The 17,810-nt window shown below is 56.6% G+C and carries 14 protein-coding genes and 1 riboswitch; of the genes, 7 read left to right on the top strand and 7 right to left on the bottom strand.

Annotated features, from left to right (window positions below):
* Positions 1 to 50 precede the first annotated feature (50 nt).
* A riboswitch (cobalamin riboswitch) is annotated at positions 51 to 227 on the bottom strand.
* A gap of 104 nt (positions 228 to 331) precedes the next feature.
* Positions 332 to 1,432 (top strand): tRNA (uridine(54)-C5)-methyltransferase TrmA, encoded by a 1,101-nt coding sequence (gene trmA, locus AAER43_RS22235; protein WP_023338877.1) that lies wholly within the window; start codon positions 332 to 334, stop codon positions 1,430 to 1,432.
* A gap of 56 nt (positions 1,433 to 1,488) precedes the next feature.
* Here the strand turns inward: trmA and AAER43_RS22240 are convergent, their stop codons facing one another.
* Together AAER43_RS22240 and fabR are read right to left on the bottom strand one after the other, a co-directional pair.
* Positions 1,489 to 1,848, bottom strand: a complete 360-nt coding sequence (locus tag AAER43_RS22240) for a YijD family membrane protein (protein WP_008501783.1) — start codon at positions 1,846 to 1,848, stop codon at positions 1,489 to 1,491.
* Positions 1,849 to 1,857: 9 nt separating this feature from the next.
* On the bottom strand, positions 1,858 to 2,496 hold the full coding sequence (gene fabR, locus AAER43_RS22245; RefSeq protein ID WP_008501784.1) for an HTH-type transcriptional repressor FabR: 639 nt from the start codon (positions 2,494 to 2,496) through the stop codon (positions 1,858 to 1,860).
* Between the two features lie 196 nt (positions 2,497 to 2,692).
* On the opposite strand from fabR, the gene sthA reads away from it, so the two are divergent.
* Positions 2,693 to 4,093, top strand: a complete 1,401-nt coding sequence (sthA, locus tag AAER43_RS22250; RefSeq protein ID WP_014885685.1) for a Si-specific NAD(P)(+) transhydrogenase — start codon at positions 2,693 to 2,695, stop codon at positions 4,091 to 4,093.
* Here the strand turns inward: sthA and oxyR are convergent.
* The 4 genes from oxyR to argC form a co-directional block, all read right to left on the bottom strand.
* Positions 4,076 to 4,993: a DNA-binding transcriptional regulator OxyR gene (gene oxyR / locus AAER43_RS22255; protein ID WP_014885686.1), complete on the bottom strand. Its 918-nt coding sequence runs from the start codon at positions 4,991 to 4,993 to the stop codon at positions 4,076 to 4,078. The two genes, sthA and oxyR, sit on opposite strands and share 18 nt — an antisense overlap.
* 326 nt (positions 4,994 to 5,319) lie before the next feature.
* Positions 5,320 to 6,693 (bottom strand): argininosuccinate lyase, encoded by a 1,374-nt coding sequence (gene argH / locus AAER43_RS22260; protein ID WP_032635165.1) that lies wholly within the window; start codon positions 6,691 to 6,693, stop codon positions 5,320 to 5,322.
* A gap of 77 nt (positions 6,694 to 6,770) precedes the next feature.
* Entirely contained in the window at positions 6,771 to 7,547 is a 777-nt protein-coding gene (argB, locus tag AAER43_RS22265) for an acetylglutamate kinase (RefSeq protein WP_086527814.1), read from the bottom strand.
* A gap of 6 nt (positions 7,548 to 7,553) precedes the next feature.
* Positions 7,554 to 8,558, bottom strand: coding sequence for an N-acetyl-gamma-glutamyl-phosphate reductase (gene argC / locus AAER43_RS22270; RefSeq protein WP_047625605.1), 1,005 nt, complete (start codon positions 8,556 to 8,558; stop codon positions 7,554 to 7,556).
* A gap of 88 nt (positions 8,559 to 8,646) precedes the next feature.
* Here argC and argE point away from each other — a divergent pair, with 88 nt between their 5' ends.
* From argE to AAER43_RS22295, 5 genes are all read left to right on the top strand, one after another.
* Positions 8,647 to 9,798 (top strand): acetylornithine deacetylase, encoded by a 1,152-nt coding sequence (gene argE / locus AAER43_RS22275; protein ID WP_014885690.1) that lies wholly within the window; start codon positions 8,647 to 8,649, stop codon positions 9,796 to 9,798.
* Positions 9,799 to 10,105: 307 nt separating this feature from the next.
* Positions 10,106 to 12,757 (top strand): phosphoenolpyruvate carboxylase, encoded by a 2,652-nt coding sequence (ppc, locus tag AAER43_RS22280; protein WP_047625603.1) that lies wholly within the window; start codon positions 10,106 to 10,108, stop codon positions 12,755 to 12,757.
* Positions 12,758 to 12,813: 56 nt separating this feature from the next.
* A complete protein-coding gene (locus AAER43_RS22285) occupies positions 12,814 to 13,575 on the top strand; it encodes an AraC family transcriptional regulator (RefSeq protein WP_050862899.1) in 762 nt (253 codons plus the stop codon).
* 128 nt (positions 13,576 to 13,703) lie between these two features.
* The gene (fsa, locus tag AAER43_RS22290; protein ID WP_050862898.1) at positions 13,704 to 14,366 is read left to right on the top strand and encodes a fructose-6-phosphate aldolase; all 663 of its coding nucleotides are present in this window, start codon (positions 13,704 to 13,706) and stop codon (positions 14,364 to 14,366) included.
* Positions 14,367 to 14,378: 12 nt separating this feature from the next.
* The gene (locus tag AAER43_RS22295; RefSeq protein WP_014885694.1) at positions 14,379 to 15,482 is read left to right on the top strand and encodes a glycerol dehydrogenase; all 1,104 of its coding nucleotides are present in this window, start codon (positions 14,379 to 14,381) and stop codon (positions 15,480 to 15,482) included.
* Positions 15,483 to 15,574: 92 nt separating this feature from the next.
* Here AAER43_RS22295 and katG read toward each other — a convergent pair whose 3' ends face one another.
* Entirely contained in the window at positions 15,575 to 17,755 is a 2,181-nt protein-coding gene (katG, locus tag AAER43_RS22300) for a catalase/peroxidase HPI (RefSeq protein ID WP_023331595.1), read from the bottom strand.
* Between the last annotated feature and the right edge of the window lie 55 nt (positions 17,756 to 17,810).

Below are 17,810 nucleotides of genomic sequence, written 5' to 3' on the forward strand. Positions count from 1 at the left end.
AATATAAGAAGGATGCCGCAGGCCCCATCGATAGCACGCGATGATGAAACCAAATGCGACGTGATCCCGGCAGGTCTTCGGGCTAGGTGGCGTTATACGGATGAAGACTTCCCATTTTCACAGTGTCTACAACGTTCATCCCGCCAGTCTTTACCGCTGCGCGTCAGCTCCAGAATTACACTGGATTCCCTTTTCACTCTCAGGAGACCGGAAACAGAATGCTACAATTAGACACGTATAGATGTCCAGACAGCTATGAGCCATTAAATCTGGACATCCCCTGCACAATGCCTACAATCCCCGCGTAATTCTTTATCACTCAGGACGCATCATGACCCCAGAACACCTCCCGACAGAACAGTACGACGCGCAGCTGGCAGAGAAAGTCGTCCGCCTGCAAAGTATGATGACGCCGTTCAACGCGCCCGTTCCCGAGGTGTTCCGCTCTCCCGTCAGCCACTACCGCATGCGCGCCGAGTTCCGCATCTGGCACGACGGAGATGACCTGTACCACATCATTTTCGATCAGCAGACGAAATCCCGCATTCGCGTGGACAGCTTCCCGGCGGCGAGTGAGCTCATCAACCAACTGATGACCCTGATCATTGACGGTGTGCGCGATAATCCGGTGCTGCGTCATAAGCTGTTCCAGATTGACTATCTGACCACGCAAAGCAATCAGGCGATTGTCTCTCTGCTCTACCACAAAGCGCTGACCGACGAATGGCGCGAACAGGCAGAAGCCCTGCGCGATGCGCTGCGTGCGCAGAACATCAATGTCCACCTGATTGGCCGCGCGACCAAAACCAAAATCATGCTGGATCAGGATTACGTCGATGAGCGTTTGCCGGTAGCGGGTAAAGAGATGATTTATCGTCAGGTCGAGAACAGCTTCACTCAGCCGAACGCCGCGATGAACGTGCAGATGCTGGAGTGGGCGCTCAAGGCGACGGAAGGTTCTAAAGGCGACCTGCTTGAGCTGTACTGCGGTAACGGCAACTTCTCCCTGGCCCTGGCACGTAACTTTGATCGCGTTCTGGCAACCGAAATTGCCAAGCCGTCAGTTGCCGCCGCGCAGTACAACATTGCCGCTAACCATATCGACAACGTGCAGATCATTCGTATGGCCGCAGAAGAGTTCACGCAGGCCATGAACGGCGTGCGGGCGTTTAACCGCCTGGAAGGGATCGACCTGAAGAGCTACCAGTGTGAGACGATTTTTGTCGACCCGCCGCGCAGTGGCCTGGACAGCGAAACCGAAAAGATGGTGCAGGCGTACCCGCGCATTTTGTACATCTCCTGTAACCCGGAGACGCTGTGCAAGAACCTCGAAACATTAAGCCAGACGCACAAAGTTGAACGTCTGGCGCTGTTCGATCAGTTCCCGTATACGCACCATATGGAGTGCGGCGTTTTACTGACCGCACGGTGATCTGTAGGCCGGTTTTGGCAGGTGGCGCTTCGCTTACCTGCCCTACAAATAATTCATTACTCTGGTAACTGGCTCTTACGGCTACGCATGCGCGAGCCAATCCAGAATACCAGCGCCACAGAAAGTACCGCAGGGAAGAAGTTAGATCCGATATCCGGGTACTCCGCACGCACCACGGTGCTATACAGCAATACGCCGAGAATAAAGCAGGCAGCGGCCAGCCCCGGTAACCCCACCGGCATGGTGCGGTTCAGGTAACGTTGATGCAGGCAGTACACCGTCAGCACCAGCGCAATAAGCGGGAAAATCGAAAACGGAACAATTGAGCTAAAAATAGCGGCAAACGTCCCATTAATGGATAAGCCAGCGATCAATGCCAGCAACAGCGTCCCTTTATCCTGACCTGACTGTTTCATTACTCACCTTCACTCTTCGGTTTGATGTGCCAGTTTCTCTTGTTCACGGCGATACCAGTAGTACGCGCCTTTGGAGATCATCCTGAGCTGCAATACCAGTCGCTCTTCGAGCTGTTTGCGTTGTTCAATGCTGACATCCAGCGCTTCGGCACCCGCGCTGAAAACAATCGTCACCATCGCCTCAGCCTGTGCTTCAGTAAACGCACGCGGCATATGGTTTTCGAGTTCAAGATAGTCGGCAAGTTCCGCGATGAAGTGCTGAATTTCACGCGCGACGGCGGCACGAAACGCCGCCGATGTGCCCGAACGCTCGCGCAAAAGCAGACGAAACGCGTTGGGGTTATTGCCAATAAATTCCATAAAGGTCGACACGGAGGTGCGTATCACGCTCCCCCCTTTGGCGATACGCTGACGTGCCTGGCGCATCAGCTGGCGCAGCATCAGACCGCTTTCATCGACCATGGTCAGGCCCAGTTCATCCACATCACGGAAATGACGATAGAAGGACGTTGGCGCAATCCCGGCCTCGCGTGCGACTTCGCGCAGGCTCAAACTGGCAAAACTCCGCTCGGCACTCAGTTGACTGAATGCGGCTTCCACCAGCGAACGCCGGGTTTTCTCTTTTTGTTGTGCTCTTACGCCCATCACGATAGTTGAATCCTTCCAAAGGCCTGCTGGCACTATACCAGAGAATAAAATTAATCTGTTTGCCTGGCTTTGTGAATGATTGTTTACGTGCGGTTTGTGCTCCACTGCCGGAAAAAAGCACAACGATAATTGGGTTACCCTGGCAATGATGTTATGATTCTGTTGCTTTTATGTATAAGAACAGGTAAGCCTTACCATGCCACATTCCTACGATTACGACGCAATAGTTATTGGTTCCGGCCCCGGCGGCGAAGGCGCTGCTATGGGTCTGGTGAAACAGGGAGCCAGAGTAGCGGTCATTGAGCGCTACCATAATGTCGGCGGCGGTTGCACCCACTGGGGCACCATCCCTTCAAAAGCCCTCCGCCACGCCGTTAGCCGCATTATCGAATTTAACCAGAACCCTCTTTACAGCGACCACTCCCGACTTCTTCGTTCCTCCTTTGCCGACATCCTGAATCATGCAGATACCGTCATTAACCAGCAGACGCGCATGCGCCAGGGGTTTTATGAGCGTAACCACTGTGAGATTTTGCAGGGCAACGCGCATTTTGTGGATGAACACACCCTGGCACTTGAATGCCACGACGGTTCGGTGGAGACCCTCACCGCCGAAAAATTTGTGATTGCCTGCGGATCGCGCCCTTACCACCCGGCCGACGTCGACTTCTCGCACCCGCGCGTTTACGACAGCGACTCGATTCTGAGCCTGCACCATGAACCCCGCCACGTCATCATCTATGGCGCAGGGGTCATTGGCTGCGAATATGCGTCGATCTTCCGTGGAATGGATGTCAAAGTTGATCTCATCAACACGCGCGACCGCCTGCTGGCATTCCTCGATCAGGAGATGTCAGACTCTCTCTCCTACCACTTCTGGAACAGCGGCGTGGTGATTCGCCACAACGAAGAGTACGAGAAGATTGAAGGTTGCGACGACGGTGTGATCATGCACCTCAAGTCCGGTAAGAAGCTGAAAGCGGACTGCCTGCTGTACGCCAACGGTCGTACCGGCAACACCGATTCCCTGCAGCTGGAGAATATCGGACTTGAGACCGACAGCCGCGGTCAGCTGAAGGTCAACAGCATGTACCAGACTGCCCTGCCGCACGTTTACGCGGTCGGCGACGTGATTGGTTACCCAAGCCTGGCCTCTGCCGCTTATGACCAGGGCCGTATTGCCGCACAGGCGCTGGTGAAAGGTGAAGCGACGGCGCATCTGATCGAAGATATCCCGACCGGCATCTATACCATCCCGGAAATCAGTTCCGTAGGTAAAACCGAGCAGCAGCTGACGTCAATGAAAGTGCCATATGAGGTGGGTCGCGCGCAGTTTAAACATCTGGCGCGGGCGCAAATTGTCGGAATGAGCGTGGGGACGCTGAAAATCCTGTTCCATCGCGAGACGAAAGAGATCCTCGGCATTCACTGCTTTGGTGAGCGCGCGGCGGAAATCATTCATATCGGCCAGGCGATTATGGAGCAAAAAGGCGGCGGTAACACCATTGAGTACTTCGTTAACACCACCTTTAACTACCCGACTATGGCGGAAGCCTATCGGGTCGCCGCGCTGAACGGCTTAAACCGCCTGTTTTAACGCGTTATCGAAATGGCCATCCATCGCACCGCGGATGGCCTCTGCCAGCTGCTCATAGCGGCTGCGCAGCGGTGACCCCGGACGATAAACAAGGCCGATCGTGCGACGCGGTTCAGGCTTAATGCACGGCAGATAAACCACGCCATCACGCTTACGCTCGCGCGGCACGGCCAGCGCAGGCAGCAGCGTAATCCCGCTTCCCGCCGCCACCATATTACGCAGCGTTTCCAGGCTGGTTGCGCGGAAATGGGTATCTTCGTCGGCACCCGCTTCAAAGCAAAAGCCCATTGCCTGATCGCGCAGACAGTGGCCATCTTCCAGCATCAGCAGCTTTTCACCGGCCAGATCGGCCATCGGCACGCGATCGCGGTTCGCCCACGGGTGATCTTCATAGATCGCCAGCATCATTGGCTCATCGAACAGCGGCACTTCAATAAACGCTTCGCTCTCTTTCACCAGCGCCAGAATAGCGCAGTCAAGCTTGCCGCTATCTAACTGCGCCAGCAGTTGATGGGTTTGCGCTTCATGCAGGTACATTTCGAGTTTTGGGAAAGTCTGGTGCAACATTGGAATAATGTGCGGCAAAAGATACGGGCCAACGGTTGGGATCAGGCCAATATGCAGTGGGCCGGACATCGCTTCCCCCTGCTGGCTTGCCATTTCCTTGAGCACTTTGACCTCGCGCAGCACGGTGCGCGCCTGATCCACCAGCAACAAACCGGCCTGGGTGAACAGTACCTTACGACTGGTGCGCTCCAGCAGCATCACGCCCAGCTCATCTTCCAGCTTGCGGATCTGACCGCTCAGCGTCGGCTGGCTGACGTGGCAGGAATCTGCAGCACGGCGAAAATGGCGGTGCTCGGCTAGCGCTACCAGGTATTCAAGATCACGAATATTCATTATTCATCCTCCGTCGCCACGATAGTTCATGGCGATAGATAGCATAGCAACGAACGATTATCCCTATCAAGCTTTCTGTTGAATAATACACCACATAGACGAGGCGGCACGTGTTTGACCCTTGACGTCCCCGCACCGTCATCGAGTTTCTCTCAAAACTCGAACAACTAAAGCCAACGTGAACTTTTGCGGACCCCGTGGTCCGCTTTTTTTTTGCGCAAAAAAGCCCGAGGTAAACGCAAAATGGCAACCGAAGTTGCCATTTTTAGTGTTTGCTCCCTCTCCCTGTGGGAGAGGGCCGGGGTGAGGGCACCCACCCGCACCGATCAAACCAACCGGTTTTTCGCATCCGTAATCGCCTGCGCGACCTGCTTCGGCGACACGCCGCCTTTCGCGGCACGCTTATCCAGGCAGGATTGCAGCGCCAGAATCGGATAGACATCCTCCCCGATAACCGCACTGAACTTCTGCAGGTCGGCCAGTGCCAGATCTTCCAGTGGTTTACCCTGACGAATGGCTTCCACCACCGCTTCACCCACAATGTGGTGCGCTTCACGGAAAGGTACGCCTTTCGCCACCAGATAATCCGCCAGTTCGGTAGAGTTCGCATAGCCTTGCTGCGCCGCTTCCTGGCAGCGCGGACGTTTCACCTGAATGCCATCCAGCACCAGCGCACCCATATGCAGACAATCCAGCCAGGTGTCGAGCGCGTCGAACAGCCCTTCTTTGTCTTCCTGCATATCTTTGTTGTACGCCAGTGGCAGCCCTTTCAGGGTCATCATCATACCGGTCAGTGCGCCCTGCACACGGCCACACTTGCCGCGAATCAGCTCCAGCGCGTCCGGGTTTTTCTTCTGCGGCATCAGGGAAGATCCGGACGTCACGCGGTCGGACAGCTCCACAAAACCGGCTTCACCGGAGTTAAAGAAGATCAGGTCTTCGGCAAAGCGCGACAGATGCACCATCCCGATAGACGCATTGGAGAGCAGCTCAAGTACATGGTCACGGTCAGAGACGCTGTCCAGGCTGTTACGGGTGGCGGACGCAAAGCCCAGCCAGCCTGCGAGCTGTTCACGGTCGATTTCATACGCTGTACCGGCCAGCGCGCCGCTGCCCAGTGGGCTGACATCCAGACGTTTCAGGGTATCCTGCAGACGGCTTTCGTCACGCGCCAGCATCTCAACATAGGCCAGACACCAGTGGGCAAAGGTCACCGGCTGCGCGCGCTGCAGGTGGGTATAGCCCGGCATTACGGCGTCCTGGTTGTTCTGCGCGGTCTCTACCAGCGCGCTCTGCAGCTGACGGTTAGCTGCCAGCAGCTCGCCAACGGTCTCTTTACACCACAGCTTCAGGTCGGTAGCAACCTGGTCGTTACGGCTACGGCCGGTGTGTAGCTTTTTACCCAACTGACCGACTTTGTCGATAAGTTTGCCTTCCACCCAGCTGTGAATATCCTCGGCATCGCTCTGCAGGATTTGCTGCGGATCCAGACGCACCTCTTCCAGAAGGTTATTCAGCGCCTCTTCCAGTTGTAGCTGCTCCTCTGCGGTCAGCACGCCAACGGTCACCAGCGCTTTGGACCAGGCCACAGAGCCGACAATATCCTGTTCGGCCAGGCGGTAGTCGAAGCGCAAAGAGTCATTGAACTGTTTGAACCGCTGATCCGCTGCCTGTGTAAAACGCCCACCCCAAAGTGCCATAACATGCTTCCTTAATATCTTTGAATTTCATTGACCGGTGGCGCTGCGCTTACCGGGCCTACAAAACATTAAATCGATTACGCTAAAATACGCGTGCCAATCGGCGTGCCGTTAAACAGCGCCGGCAGTTGTTCCGCGTGACGCCAGGAGGCGATATCCACCGGGCGACCCAGCGTGCGAGCGGCATCCAGCGCGGCGTTCACTTTGACGATCATGCCGTCAGTAATGATGCCCTGCGCGATCAGCTGTTCGGCTTTGGCCGCGGTCATTTCCGCGATGCGCTGGCCTTTGCCGTCCAGAATGCCGCTCACGTCGGAAAGCAGGATCAGGTCTGCGCCCAGCGTAGCCGCCAGAGCCGTTGCCGCCTGATCCGCGTTAACGTTCATTAGCTCGCCCTCTTCGGTCACGCCGATAGAGCTCACCACTGGCAGGAAACCACCTTCCAGCAGCGTGTTAATGAGCTTAGGCGAACCCGGCTGCGCCAGTCCAACGTGGCCCAGTTCTTCATCGAGCTGGGTCACTTTTACGCTGTCGCCATCCCCCAGACAGAGACCAACGGAGGCGATATGATGTTTCTTCGCCCATGCCAGCAGCGTTTTGTTCGCCGTTCCCGCCAGCGCACCGGTAATGATGTCAATCTGGTCAGCGGGCGTGACGCGCAGGCCGTTTTTCTTTTTCACCGGCAGGTTGAGCCCTTTCATCAGCTCATCTACCACGCAGCCGCCGCCGTGCACAATCACCAGCGGACGTTGGTGTGATTCACGATAGTTCACCAGCGCGGTAAACAGACGCTCCAGCGCTTCTTCGCTGTCCAGCAGTACACCACCGAGTTTGATAATTAATGGGTTCATCATCACACCTTAAATAAGAGCCTGCGTTTCAGGGAAGCCGAAACGAATATTTGCACACTGCATTGCCTGTGCGGCAGCGCCTTTGAGTAAGTTATCTTCTGCAGCGACCACAATCAGGTGCTCGCCCTGTACGGCAAAGCCGATGTCGCAGAATGGCAGCCCGACCACGTTTTTCAGCGCCGGCACGCCTTTGTCATACAAACGCACCAGCGGTTTATCCGCATACGCCTGCGTGAAGACCTCGCTCACCTGCTCTTTGGTCACGCCCGGTTTCAGGCGGCAGGTGATGGTTTCAAGAATCCCGCGCGGGAAGCTGCCCAGATGCGGCGTGAAAATGACGTCCGTACCCAGATGCGTCGTGATTTCAGGGTGATGGCGGTGATTAAACACGCCATACGGCTGAAGGCTCACTTCGCAGAAGCTATTAGAGATCGCCGCTTTGCGCCCTGCTCCGCTCACGCCGCTGGTGGCGTTGATCACCGGCCACTGGTTCAGATCCAGCAGACCTGCGTCGATCAGCGGTTTCAGGGAAAGTTGCGCCGCCGTCGGGTAGCAGCCCGGCACGGCAATCAGATCCGCTTCTTTGAGTTTGTCTGTGCTCCACTCCGCCAGGCCGTAAACCGCTTTTTCAAGCAGATCGGGGTGCTGATGGGTGAAACCGTAATATTTTTCGTAGAACGCGCCGTCGTTAACGCGGAACGCGCCGGAGAGATCGAACACCACGCAGCCGGCTGCCAGGAACTGCGGTGCCAGGTCATGACTGACTTCGTGCGCAGTGGCTAAAAACACCACGTCAACGCCGTCGGTGAACTCACTGATGTCAGACATCGGCTGCAGCGGCAGATCGACAATGCCCTTAAGCCACGGATGCAAATCGGAAATTAACTTTCCTGCATCATTGCTTTGCGCTGACACGGTCAAAGCGGTTATGGTCATATGTGGATGGCGATTCACGTAGCTTACAAGCTCTGCGCCCGCATAACCGCTAGCGCCTACAATCAGCGTATTCAACATCGGGTTCCTTTATGCTCAACGTTAATGTATTTTTATTCACATTTATTGCATGAATATTGATACTATCACGACCTAAGGTGTGTCAACAATGAAAATGAACTTACCGCCATTTATCGAGATCTACCGCGCCCTGATTGCCACACCGTCCATCAGTGCAACGGAAGAAGCGCTGGATCAAAGCAATGAGTCTTTAATCAATCTGCTGGCGGGTTGGTTTAGCGATCTTGGATTTAACGTTGAGGTACAGCCCGTCCCCGGAACCCGTCATAAATTTAACCTGCTGGCCAGCACCGGAACCGGTGCGGGCGGCCTGCTGCTTGCCGGTCATACCGACACCGTGCCGTTTGACGATGGCCGCTGGACCCGCGATCCGTTCACCCTGACCGAGCACGACAACAAACTCTATGGTCTCGGCACCGCCGACATGAAAGGCTTCTTCGCCTTTATCCTCGACGCGCTGCGTGACGTGGACGTGACAAAACTGAAAAAGCCGCTCTACATTCTGGCGACCGCCGACGAAGAGACCAGCATGGCGGGCGCGCGCTACTTCTCTGAAAACACGTCGATTCGCCCGGATTGCGCCATTATCGGCGAGCCGACGTCACTGCAACCGATTCGCGCGCACAAAGGTCATATCTCGACGGCCGTGCGCGTGCTGGGCCAGTCCGGTCATTCCAGCGATCCGGCGCGCGGCGTAAATGCGATTGAGCTGATGCATGACGCCATCGGGCGCATCATGACCCTGCGCGACTCGCTGAAAGAACGTTATCACTATGACGCGTTCACCGTGCCGTATCCGACCCTAAACCTCGGCAGCCTGCACGGCGGCGATGCCTCCAACCGTATCTGCGCCTGCTGCGAACTGCATATGGATATCCGCCCGCTGCCGGGTATGACGCTGAGCGATCTCGACGGCTTGCTGAATGAAGCACTGGCCCCGGTGAGCGAGCGCTGGCCGGGCCGCCTGACGGTCTCCGAACTGCATCCGCCGATCCCGGGTTATGAGTGCCCTCCGGATCACCAGCTGGTTGAAGTGGTGGAAAAACTGCTTGGTGAAAAAACCGACGTGGTGAATTACTGCACCGAAGCGCCGTTCATTCAGACGCTGTGTCCGACGCTGGTCCTTGGCCCTGGCTCCATTAACCAGGCGCACCAGCCGGATGAGTATCTGGAAACCCGCTTCATCAAGCCCACTCGCGAGTTGATTACCCAGGTTGTGCACCACTTCTGCTGGCATTAAAAACTGCCCCTCACCCTACCCCTCTCCCCAAAGGGGAGAGGGAATTTGAACACCCTCTCCCCTTTGGGGAGAGGGCAGGGTGAGGGGAGTAAATCCCGCGATCTCCGTCACATTCCCATAAGCATCTCTTATCTGACGCAATGCGAATTAAATTTCGTAAATTGCCCGCATTTATTCGTTTGCTGAACCGTTTTCGCAGCAATTGACGACGGGGGTTTTACGTGGCTTTATAAAGGGAGATGACAAAATATTGTCCAGCAGATTTCCGCATGGGCATAAACAAAAATGATGGGGTGACTGGGTTTTTATGAACGAACAATATTCCGCGTTGCGTAGTAATGTCAGTATGCTCGGCAAAGTGCTTGGAGATACCATCAAAGATGCATTGGGGGAAAACATCCTCGAACGCGTTGAAACCATCCGCAAGCTGTCTAAATCTTCCCGTGCCGGTAACGAGGCCAGCCGTCAGGAACTGCTCACCACCTTGCAGAACCTCTCCAACGATGAGCTGCTGCCCGTTGCCCGTGCCTTCAGCCAGTTCCTGAACCTGGCCAACACCGCTGAGCAATACCACAGCATTTCGCCTAATGGCGAAGCTGCCAGCAACCCGGAAGTGATTGCCCGTACGCTGCGTAAACTGAAAGACCAGCCCGATCTCACCGAAGCCACCATCAAAAAAGCGGTGGAGTCTCTCTCGCTGGAGCTGGTTCTGACCGCTCACCCAACCGAGATCACCCGTCGTACCCTGATCCACAAAATGGTGGAAGTGAACAACTGCCTCAAGCAGCTGGATAACAAAGACATCGCCGGCTATGAACGCAACCAGCTGATGCGCCGTCTGCGCCAGCTGATTGCTCAGTCCTGGCACACCGACGAAATTCGTAAGCAACGCCCCAGCCCGGTCGACGAAGCCAAATGGGGCTTTGCGGTGGTGGAAAACAGCCTGTGGGAAGGGGTGCCGAACTACCTGCGCGAGCTGAACGAACAGCTGGAAGAGAACCTCGGCTACCGCCTGCCGGTCGACTTTGTGCCGGTACGCTTCACCTCCTGGATGGGCGGCGACCGCGACGGCAACCCGAACGTCACTGCGGAAATCACCCGTCACGTTCTGTTGCTGAGCCGCTGGAAAGCGACCGATTTGTTCCTGAAAGATATTCAGGTGCTGATTTCCGAACTGTCGATGGTCGAAGCGACGCCGGAACTGCGCGCGCTGGCCGGTGAAGAAGGTGCCAGCGAGCCGTACCGTTTCCTGATGAAAAAACTGCGCGGTCAGCTGATGGCGACTCAGGCCTGGCTGGAAGCGCGCCTGAAAGGCCAGCGTCTGCCGAAGCCGGAAGGCCTGCTCAGCCAGAACGAACAGCTTTGGGAACCGCTGTACGCCTGTTATAAATCACTCCAGGCCTGCGGGATGGGCATCATCGCTAACGGCGAACTGCTCGACACCCTGCGCCGCGTGAAATGTTTCGGCGTGCCACTGGTGCGTATCGACGTACGTCAGGAAAGTACCCGCCATACCGAAGCGCTGGGTGAACTGACCCGCTATCTCGGCATCGGCGACTATGAAAGCTGGTCTGAAGCCGACAAACAGGCATTCCTGATCCGCGAACTGAACTCCAAGCGCCCTCTGTTGCCGCGCAACTGGGAGCCAAGCAACGAAACCCGCGAGGTGCTCAACACCTGTAAAGCGATCGTGGACGCACCGAAAGGATCGGTGGCCGCCTATGTGATCTCCATGGCGAAGACCCCGTCCGACGTGCTGGCCGTTCATCTGCTTCTGAAAGAAGCGGGCATCGACTATGCCCTGCCGGTGGCGCCGCTGTTTGAAACCCTCGATGACCTGAACAACGCCAACGACGTGATGACCCAGTTGCTGAACATCGACTGGTATCGCGGCTTTATTCAGGGCAAGCAGATGGTGATGATTGGTTATTCCGACTCCGCCAAAGATGCGGGCGTGATGGCGGCATCCTGGGCGCAGTATCAGGCGCAGGATGCACTGATCAAAACCTGCGAGAAAGCCGGTATTGAGCTGACGCTGTTCCACGGACGCGGTGGCTCAATCGGCCGAGGCGGCGCGCCTGCACACGCGGCACTGCTGTCGCAGCCGCCGGGCAGCCTGAAAGGCGGCCTGCGCGTGACCGAGCAAGGTGAGATGATCCGCTTCAAATACGGCCTGCCGGAAGTGACCATCAGCAGTCTGTCGCTTTATACCAGCGCCATTCTGGAAGCAAACCTGCTGCCACCGCCGGAGCCGAAAGCGTCCTGGTGCCATATCATGGACGAACTGTCGGCGATCTCCTGCGATCTTTACCGTGGCTACGTGCGTGAAAACAAAGATTTTGTGCCTTACTTCCGCTCGGCAACACCTGAGCAGGAACTGGGTAAACTGCCGCTGGGCTCGCGTCCGGCGAAGCGTCGCCCGACCGGCGGCGTAGAGTCACTGCGCGCGATTCCATGGATTTTCGCCTGGACGCAGAACCGTTTGATGCTGCCTGCCTGGCTGGGTGCCGGTGCCGCGCTGCAGAAAGTGGTGGAAGACGGTAAACAGAACGAACTGGAAACCATGTGCCGCGACTGGCCATTCTTCTCTACCCGTCTGGGTATGCTGGAGATGGTCTTCTCGAAAGCTGACCTGTGGCTGGCGGAATACTACGATCAGCGTCTGGTTAAGCCTGAGCTGTGGGCGCTGGGTAAAGAGCTGCGCGAACTGCTGGAAGGCGACATCAAAGTGGTGCTGGATATCGCCAACGACTCACACCTGATGGCAGACCTGCCGTGGATCGCCGAGTCTATCCAGCTGCGTAACATCTACACCGACCCGCTGAACGTCCTGCAGGCAGAGCTGCTGCACCGTTCTCGTCTGGCGGAAGAAGAAGGTAAAGAGCCGGATCCACGCGTTGAGCAGGCGCTGATGGTGACGATTGCGGGCGTTGCGGCGGGTATGCGTAACACGGGCTAATCGGCTATGCCGGGGGGGTGCTTGCGCCCACCCGGCAATACCCCGGTATCCATAACATGTTCCACGATATTACGCACATCCTCACGGCTCTGATTAAAGGCGCATTCCCCCTGGATCAAGTGCACTTTGTCGCGCCTGCCGAGAATAGCCGCACATCACCTTGTCTCTCAGTTATCCTGGAAACCCGCTGCGAAGCATTCTTTTCCGCAACCGGGAACGTCCCGCAGCATTCTTCAAACTCGCTCAGAATAAGCTTCTGCAAACAGCAGCTGACGCTTCAGCTCTACCGGGGCAACGCTCTTATACAACAGCAGCAGATTGCCAGAAGAGGACCCCGGACGGGCGCGTTTCTCCTGCAAACGCTCAATGAGCTGCAGATGCAGCCAACTGAGCAGGACACGGCCAGGCTGGTGATATTAAGTCTGCTCAGCCACTGCCGCGATCTGCTTGGCAGTGATATCCACACTGATAGCCGCAGCCGCGCATTATTCGAAGCCGTTCGTCGCTTTATTGACGAAAACCATGCCTCGGCGCTGACCCGGGATTCCGTTGCCGGGGAATTTTATATTTCCCCTAACTATCTCTCTCACCTTTTTCAGAAGACCGGGAACGTCGGGTTCAATGAATACCTGACGCAGACCCGTCTGGAACACGCGCGCCAGCTGCTGAAAGGCTATGACCTCAAAATTAAAGATATCGCCGCACGCTGCGGATTTACCGACAGCAACTACTTTTGCCGTCTCTTTCGTAAGCACACCGAGCGCTCCCCTTCCGAATATCGTCGTCAGTATCACAGCCAGCTGATCGCCAAAAAATAGCATTGTGATCGTTCTCTCACTTCACTAAGGACATTACATTTGTCCAGTATTTGGCAAAATTGACCTGTATCCGCCGTACTCTGCCGCGCCTTATCCTTTATTCAACCTTTCTGACTTAAGGAAAAATAATGGAACTGTACCTGGACACCGCCAACGTGGCGGAAGTTGAGCGTCTGGCGCGGGTATTCCCGATCGCGGGTGTGACCACTAACCCGAGCATTATTGCCGCCAGCCGGGAGTCCATCTGGAGCGTGCTGCCGCGCCTGCAAAAAGCCATCGCTCCCCGGGGCACTCTGTTTGCCCAGACCATGAGCCGTGACGCCGGGGGAATGGTGGCAGAAGCCAAACGTCTCAGTAATGCCCTGCCGGATATCGTGGTGAAAATTCCGGTAACGGCAGAAGGACTTGTAGCGATTAAGGCATTGAAAAACGAGGGGATCACTACACTCGGGACGGCCGTATACAGCGCCGCACAGGGTCTGCTGGCTGCGCTGGCGGGCGCGTCGTATGTCGCACCGTATGTGAACCGCGTCGATGCCCAGGGCGGTGATGGTATCCGCATGGTCCAGGAGCTGCAGTCTCTTCTGGAAATGCATGCCCCTGAGAGCAAGGTGCTGGCCGCCAGCTTCAAAACGCCACGTCAGGCGCTGGACTGCCTGCTGGCCGGATGCGAGGCAATCACGCTTCCTTTAGATGTAGCGCAACAAATGCTCGGCACGCCGGCGGTAGAGTCAGCCATAGAGAAGTTCGAGCAGGACTGGAAAAACGCGTTTGGTAACCTCAACCTCTAAGGGAGAAATGTTATGGACCGTATCATTCAATCGCCGGGAAAATATATCCAGGGCGCTGATGTGCTTACCCGTCTCGGCGACTACCTGAAACCGCTGGCAACGCGTTGGCTGGTTGTCGGCGATAAATTTGTGCTGGGTTTTGCTGAAGAAACCTTGCGCCAGAGCTTTAAAAACGCAGAGCTGCATGCAGAAATCGCACCGTTTGGTGGCGAATGTTCACAAAATGAAATCGATCGTCTGAAAAAACTGGCCGATAGCGCCGACTGTCTGGCCGTGCTGGGTATCGGCGGCGGGAAGACGCTGGACACCGCCAAAGCGCTGGCACACTTTATGGACGTGCCGGTTGCGATTGCCCCGACCATTGCCTCCACCGATGCACCGTGCAGCGCACTTTCCGTAATCTATACCGACAGCGGCGAGTTCGATCGCTACCTGATGCTGCCGCACAACCCGAACATGGTGATTGTGGATACCAAAGTCGTCGCGGGTGCGCCGGCTCGTCTGCTTGCCGCGGGGATTGGCGATGCGCTGGCGACCTGGTTTGAAGCGCGCGCCTGCTCGCGTAGCGGTGCCACGACGATGGCGGGCGGTAAATGCACGCAGGCGGCACTCGCGCTGGCGGAGCTGTGCTACAACACGCTGCTTGAAGAGGGTGAGAAAGCCATGCTGGCGGCGGAACAGCATGTCGTAACGCCTGCGCTGGAACGCATTATCGAAGCCAACACCTATCTCAGCGGCGTAGGTTTTGAAAGCGGTGGACTGGCTGCGGCACATGCGATTCATAACGGTATGACGGCGGTGCCGGATGCGCATCACTTCTATCACGGTGAAAAAGTAGCGTTTGGTACGCTGACGCAGCTGGTGCTCGAAAATGCGCCGGTAGAAGAAATAGAGACCGTCGCGGCGCTTTGCCACAGCGTGGGACTGCCGATCACGCTGGCGCAGCTGAATATTAAAGAGGATATTCCGGCCAAAATGCGGCTGATCGCAGAAGCGTCCTGTGCAGAAGGGGAAACTATTCACAACATGCCGGGCGGAGTAACGCCAGATCAGGTGTATGCGGCGCTGCTGGTGGCTGACCAGTATGGACAGCGGTTCCTGCAGGAGTGGGAGTAATAAAAAAAGCCGGGTGGCGCTACGCTTACCCGGCCTACGAATGACATGCTTTTGCAAGCCGGGTAAGGCGTAGCCGCCACCCGGCATACTGGTTACTTCACGTCAAACCGATCCAAATCCATCACTCTCGCCCAGGCGGCAACAAAATCACGCACAAACTTCTCGTGTGCATCGCTGCTGGCGTAGACTTCAGCCAGCGCGCGCAGGACGGCGTTTGAACCAAACACCAGGTCCGCGCGGGTCGCGGTGTATTTCACTTCGCCACTGGCGCGATCGCTACCGGCAAACAGCTCGTTTGAGTCGTCGGTCGCCTTCCACTGGGTATTCATATCCAGCAGGTTCACGAAGAAGTCATTGCTCAGCACGCCCTCACGGTCGGTGAACACGCCATTCTTGCTGCCATCGAAGTTTGCCCCGAGTACGCGCAGACCGCCGACCAAAACCGTCAGTTCGGGTGCGGTCAGCGTCAGCTGCTGCGCTTTGTCGATCAGCAGTGATTCGGTGGTTGACGTATCCACCTGCGCACGGTAGTTGCGGAAGCCATCGGCAATCGGCTCGAGCAGGTTAAACATCTCGATATCCGTCTGGTCCTGGCGCGCATCCACGCGGCCCGGCGTAAACGGTACGGTAACGTAAACACCTGCCGCTTTCGCCGCCTGCTCAACGCCTACCACGCCCGCCAGCACGATGATATCGGCCAGGGAGGCTTTATTGGTGGTGCGCTGGATGGCTTCCAGAGCCGGTAATGCACGTACGGCAGCGGCGTTAACATCCCAGTCGCGCTGAGGCGCCAGCGCCAGACGCGCACCGTTGGCGCCGCCACGCTTGTCGCCACCGCGGAAGGTCGATGCAGACGCCCAGGCAACGGAAACCAGCTCACTCACGGAGAGACCCGAGGCAATGATTTCCGCTTTCAGGCTTTCAATGTCTTCTTTCGAAGGATTGAACACCGGCTGAGGCAGCGGATCCTGCCAGATCAAATCTTCTTTCGGCACTTCCGGACCAATGTACCGCGCTTTTGGGCCCATATCGCGGTGAGTCAGTTTGAACCACGCGCGCGCAAAGGCTTCGTTGAAAGCCTGCGGATCGTTCAGGAAGCGGCGAGAAATTTTCTCGAATTCCGGATCAAAACGCAGCGTCAGGTCGGTGACCAGCATCGTTGGTTTGCGTTTTTTCGACGGGTCGAACGGGTCCGGCATAATTTCTGGCGCATCCACGGCTTCAAACTGAATGGCACCTGCCGGGCTGCGGGTCTGGACCCACTCATATTTGAACAGGTTCTCGAAGAAGTAGTTGCTCCACTGGGTCGGAGTTTGTGACCAGATAACTTCCAGACCGGACGTAATGGCATCTGCACCAACGCCTGTACCGTGCGTACTCGCCCAGCCCAGGCCCTGCGCTTCAATCGGTGAGGCTTCAGGGTCGGTGCCCACATGTGTGGCTTCACCTGCGCCATGGGTTTTACCGAGCGTATGACCACCGGCGATCAGCGCCACGGTCTCTTCGTCGTTCATGCCCATATTGCCAAAGGTCGCGCGGATGGCTGCCGCCGCGGACAGTGGTTCACCGCTGGCGTTTGGCCCTTCCGGGTTAACGTAGATCAGGCCCATTTCGGTTGCGGCCAGAGGACGCTTCGCCAGCGCTTCCGGGTCACGGTGGGTCAGCCAGGCTTTTTCATCGCCCCAGTTCACGTCCAGATCCGGTTCCCAGACGTCTTCACGACCGGCACCGAAACCAAAGGTGCGGAAACCGGAGTTTTCCAGCGCCACGTTCCCCGCCAGGATGAACAGGTCAGCCCAGGAAATTTTTTGCCCATATTTTTGCTTGATGGGCCACAGCAGACGACGCGCTTTATCCAGACTGACGTTATCGGGCCAGGAGTTAAGCGGTGCAAAACGCTGTTGACCGCGTCCTGCCCCGCCGCGTCCATCAACGGAGCGATACGTACCCGCGCCGTGCCACGCCATGCGAATAAACAGGCCAGCATAGCTGCCCCAGTCAGCAGGCCACCACGGCTGAGAGTCGGTTAAAAGCGCCTTGAGATCGCCTTTGAGGGCAGAGTAGTCGAGTTTGCTAAATTCTTTGCGGTAGTCGAAGTCTTCACCCAGCGGGTTAGAACGGTTGGAATGTTGGTTAAGAAGGTCAATGCGGAGTTGCTTTGGCCACCAGTCACGGCTGCTTGTACCTGCTCCCGCGCTGTGATCGGCGCCGCCGTGATGGAACGGGCATTTGCCGGCTGATGCTGCGTTATTGGTCTCGTCTGACGTGCTCATCGCTATGCTCCCTTGTACAGTGTTACCGTTACGATATACACCACTAGCAATAAGA

It is taken from the genome of Enterobacter sp. FUJ80071, assembly GCF_038739915.1.
GTDB classification, from domain to species: domain Bacteria; phylum Pseudomonadota; class Gammaproteobacteria; order Enterobacterales; family Enterobacteriaceae; genus Enterobacter; species Enterobacter kobei.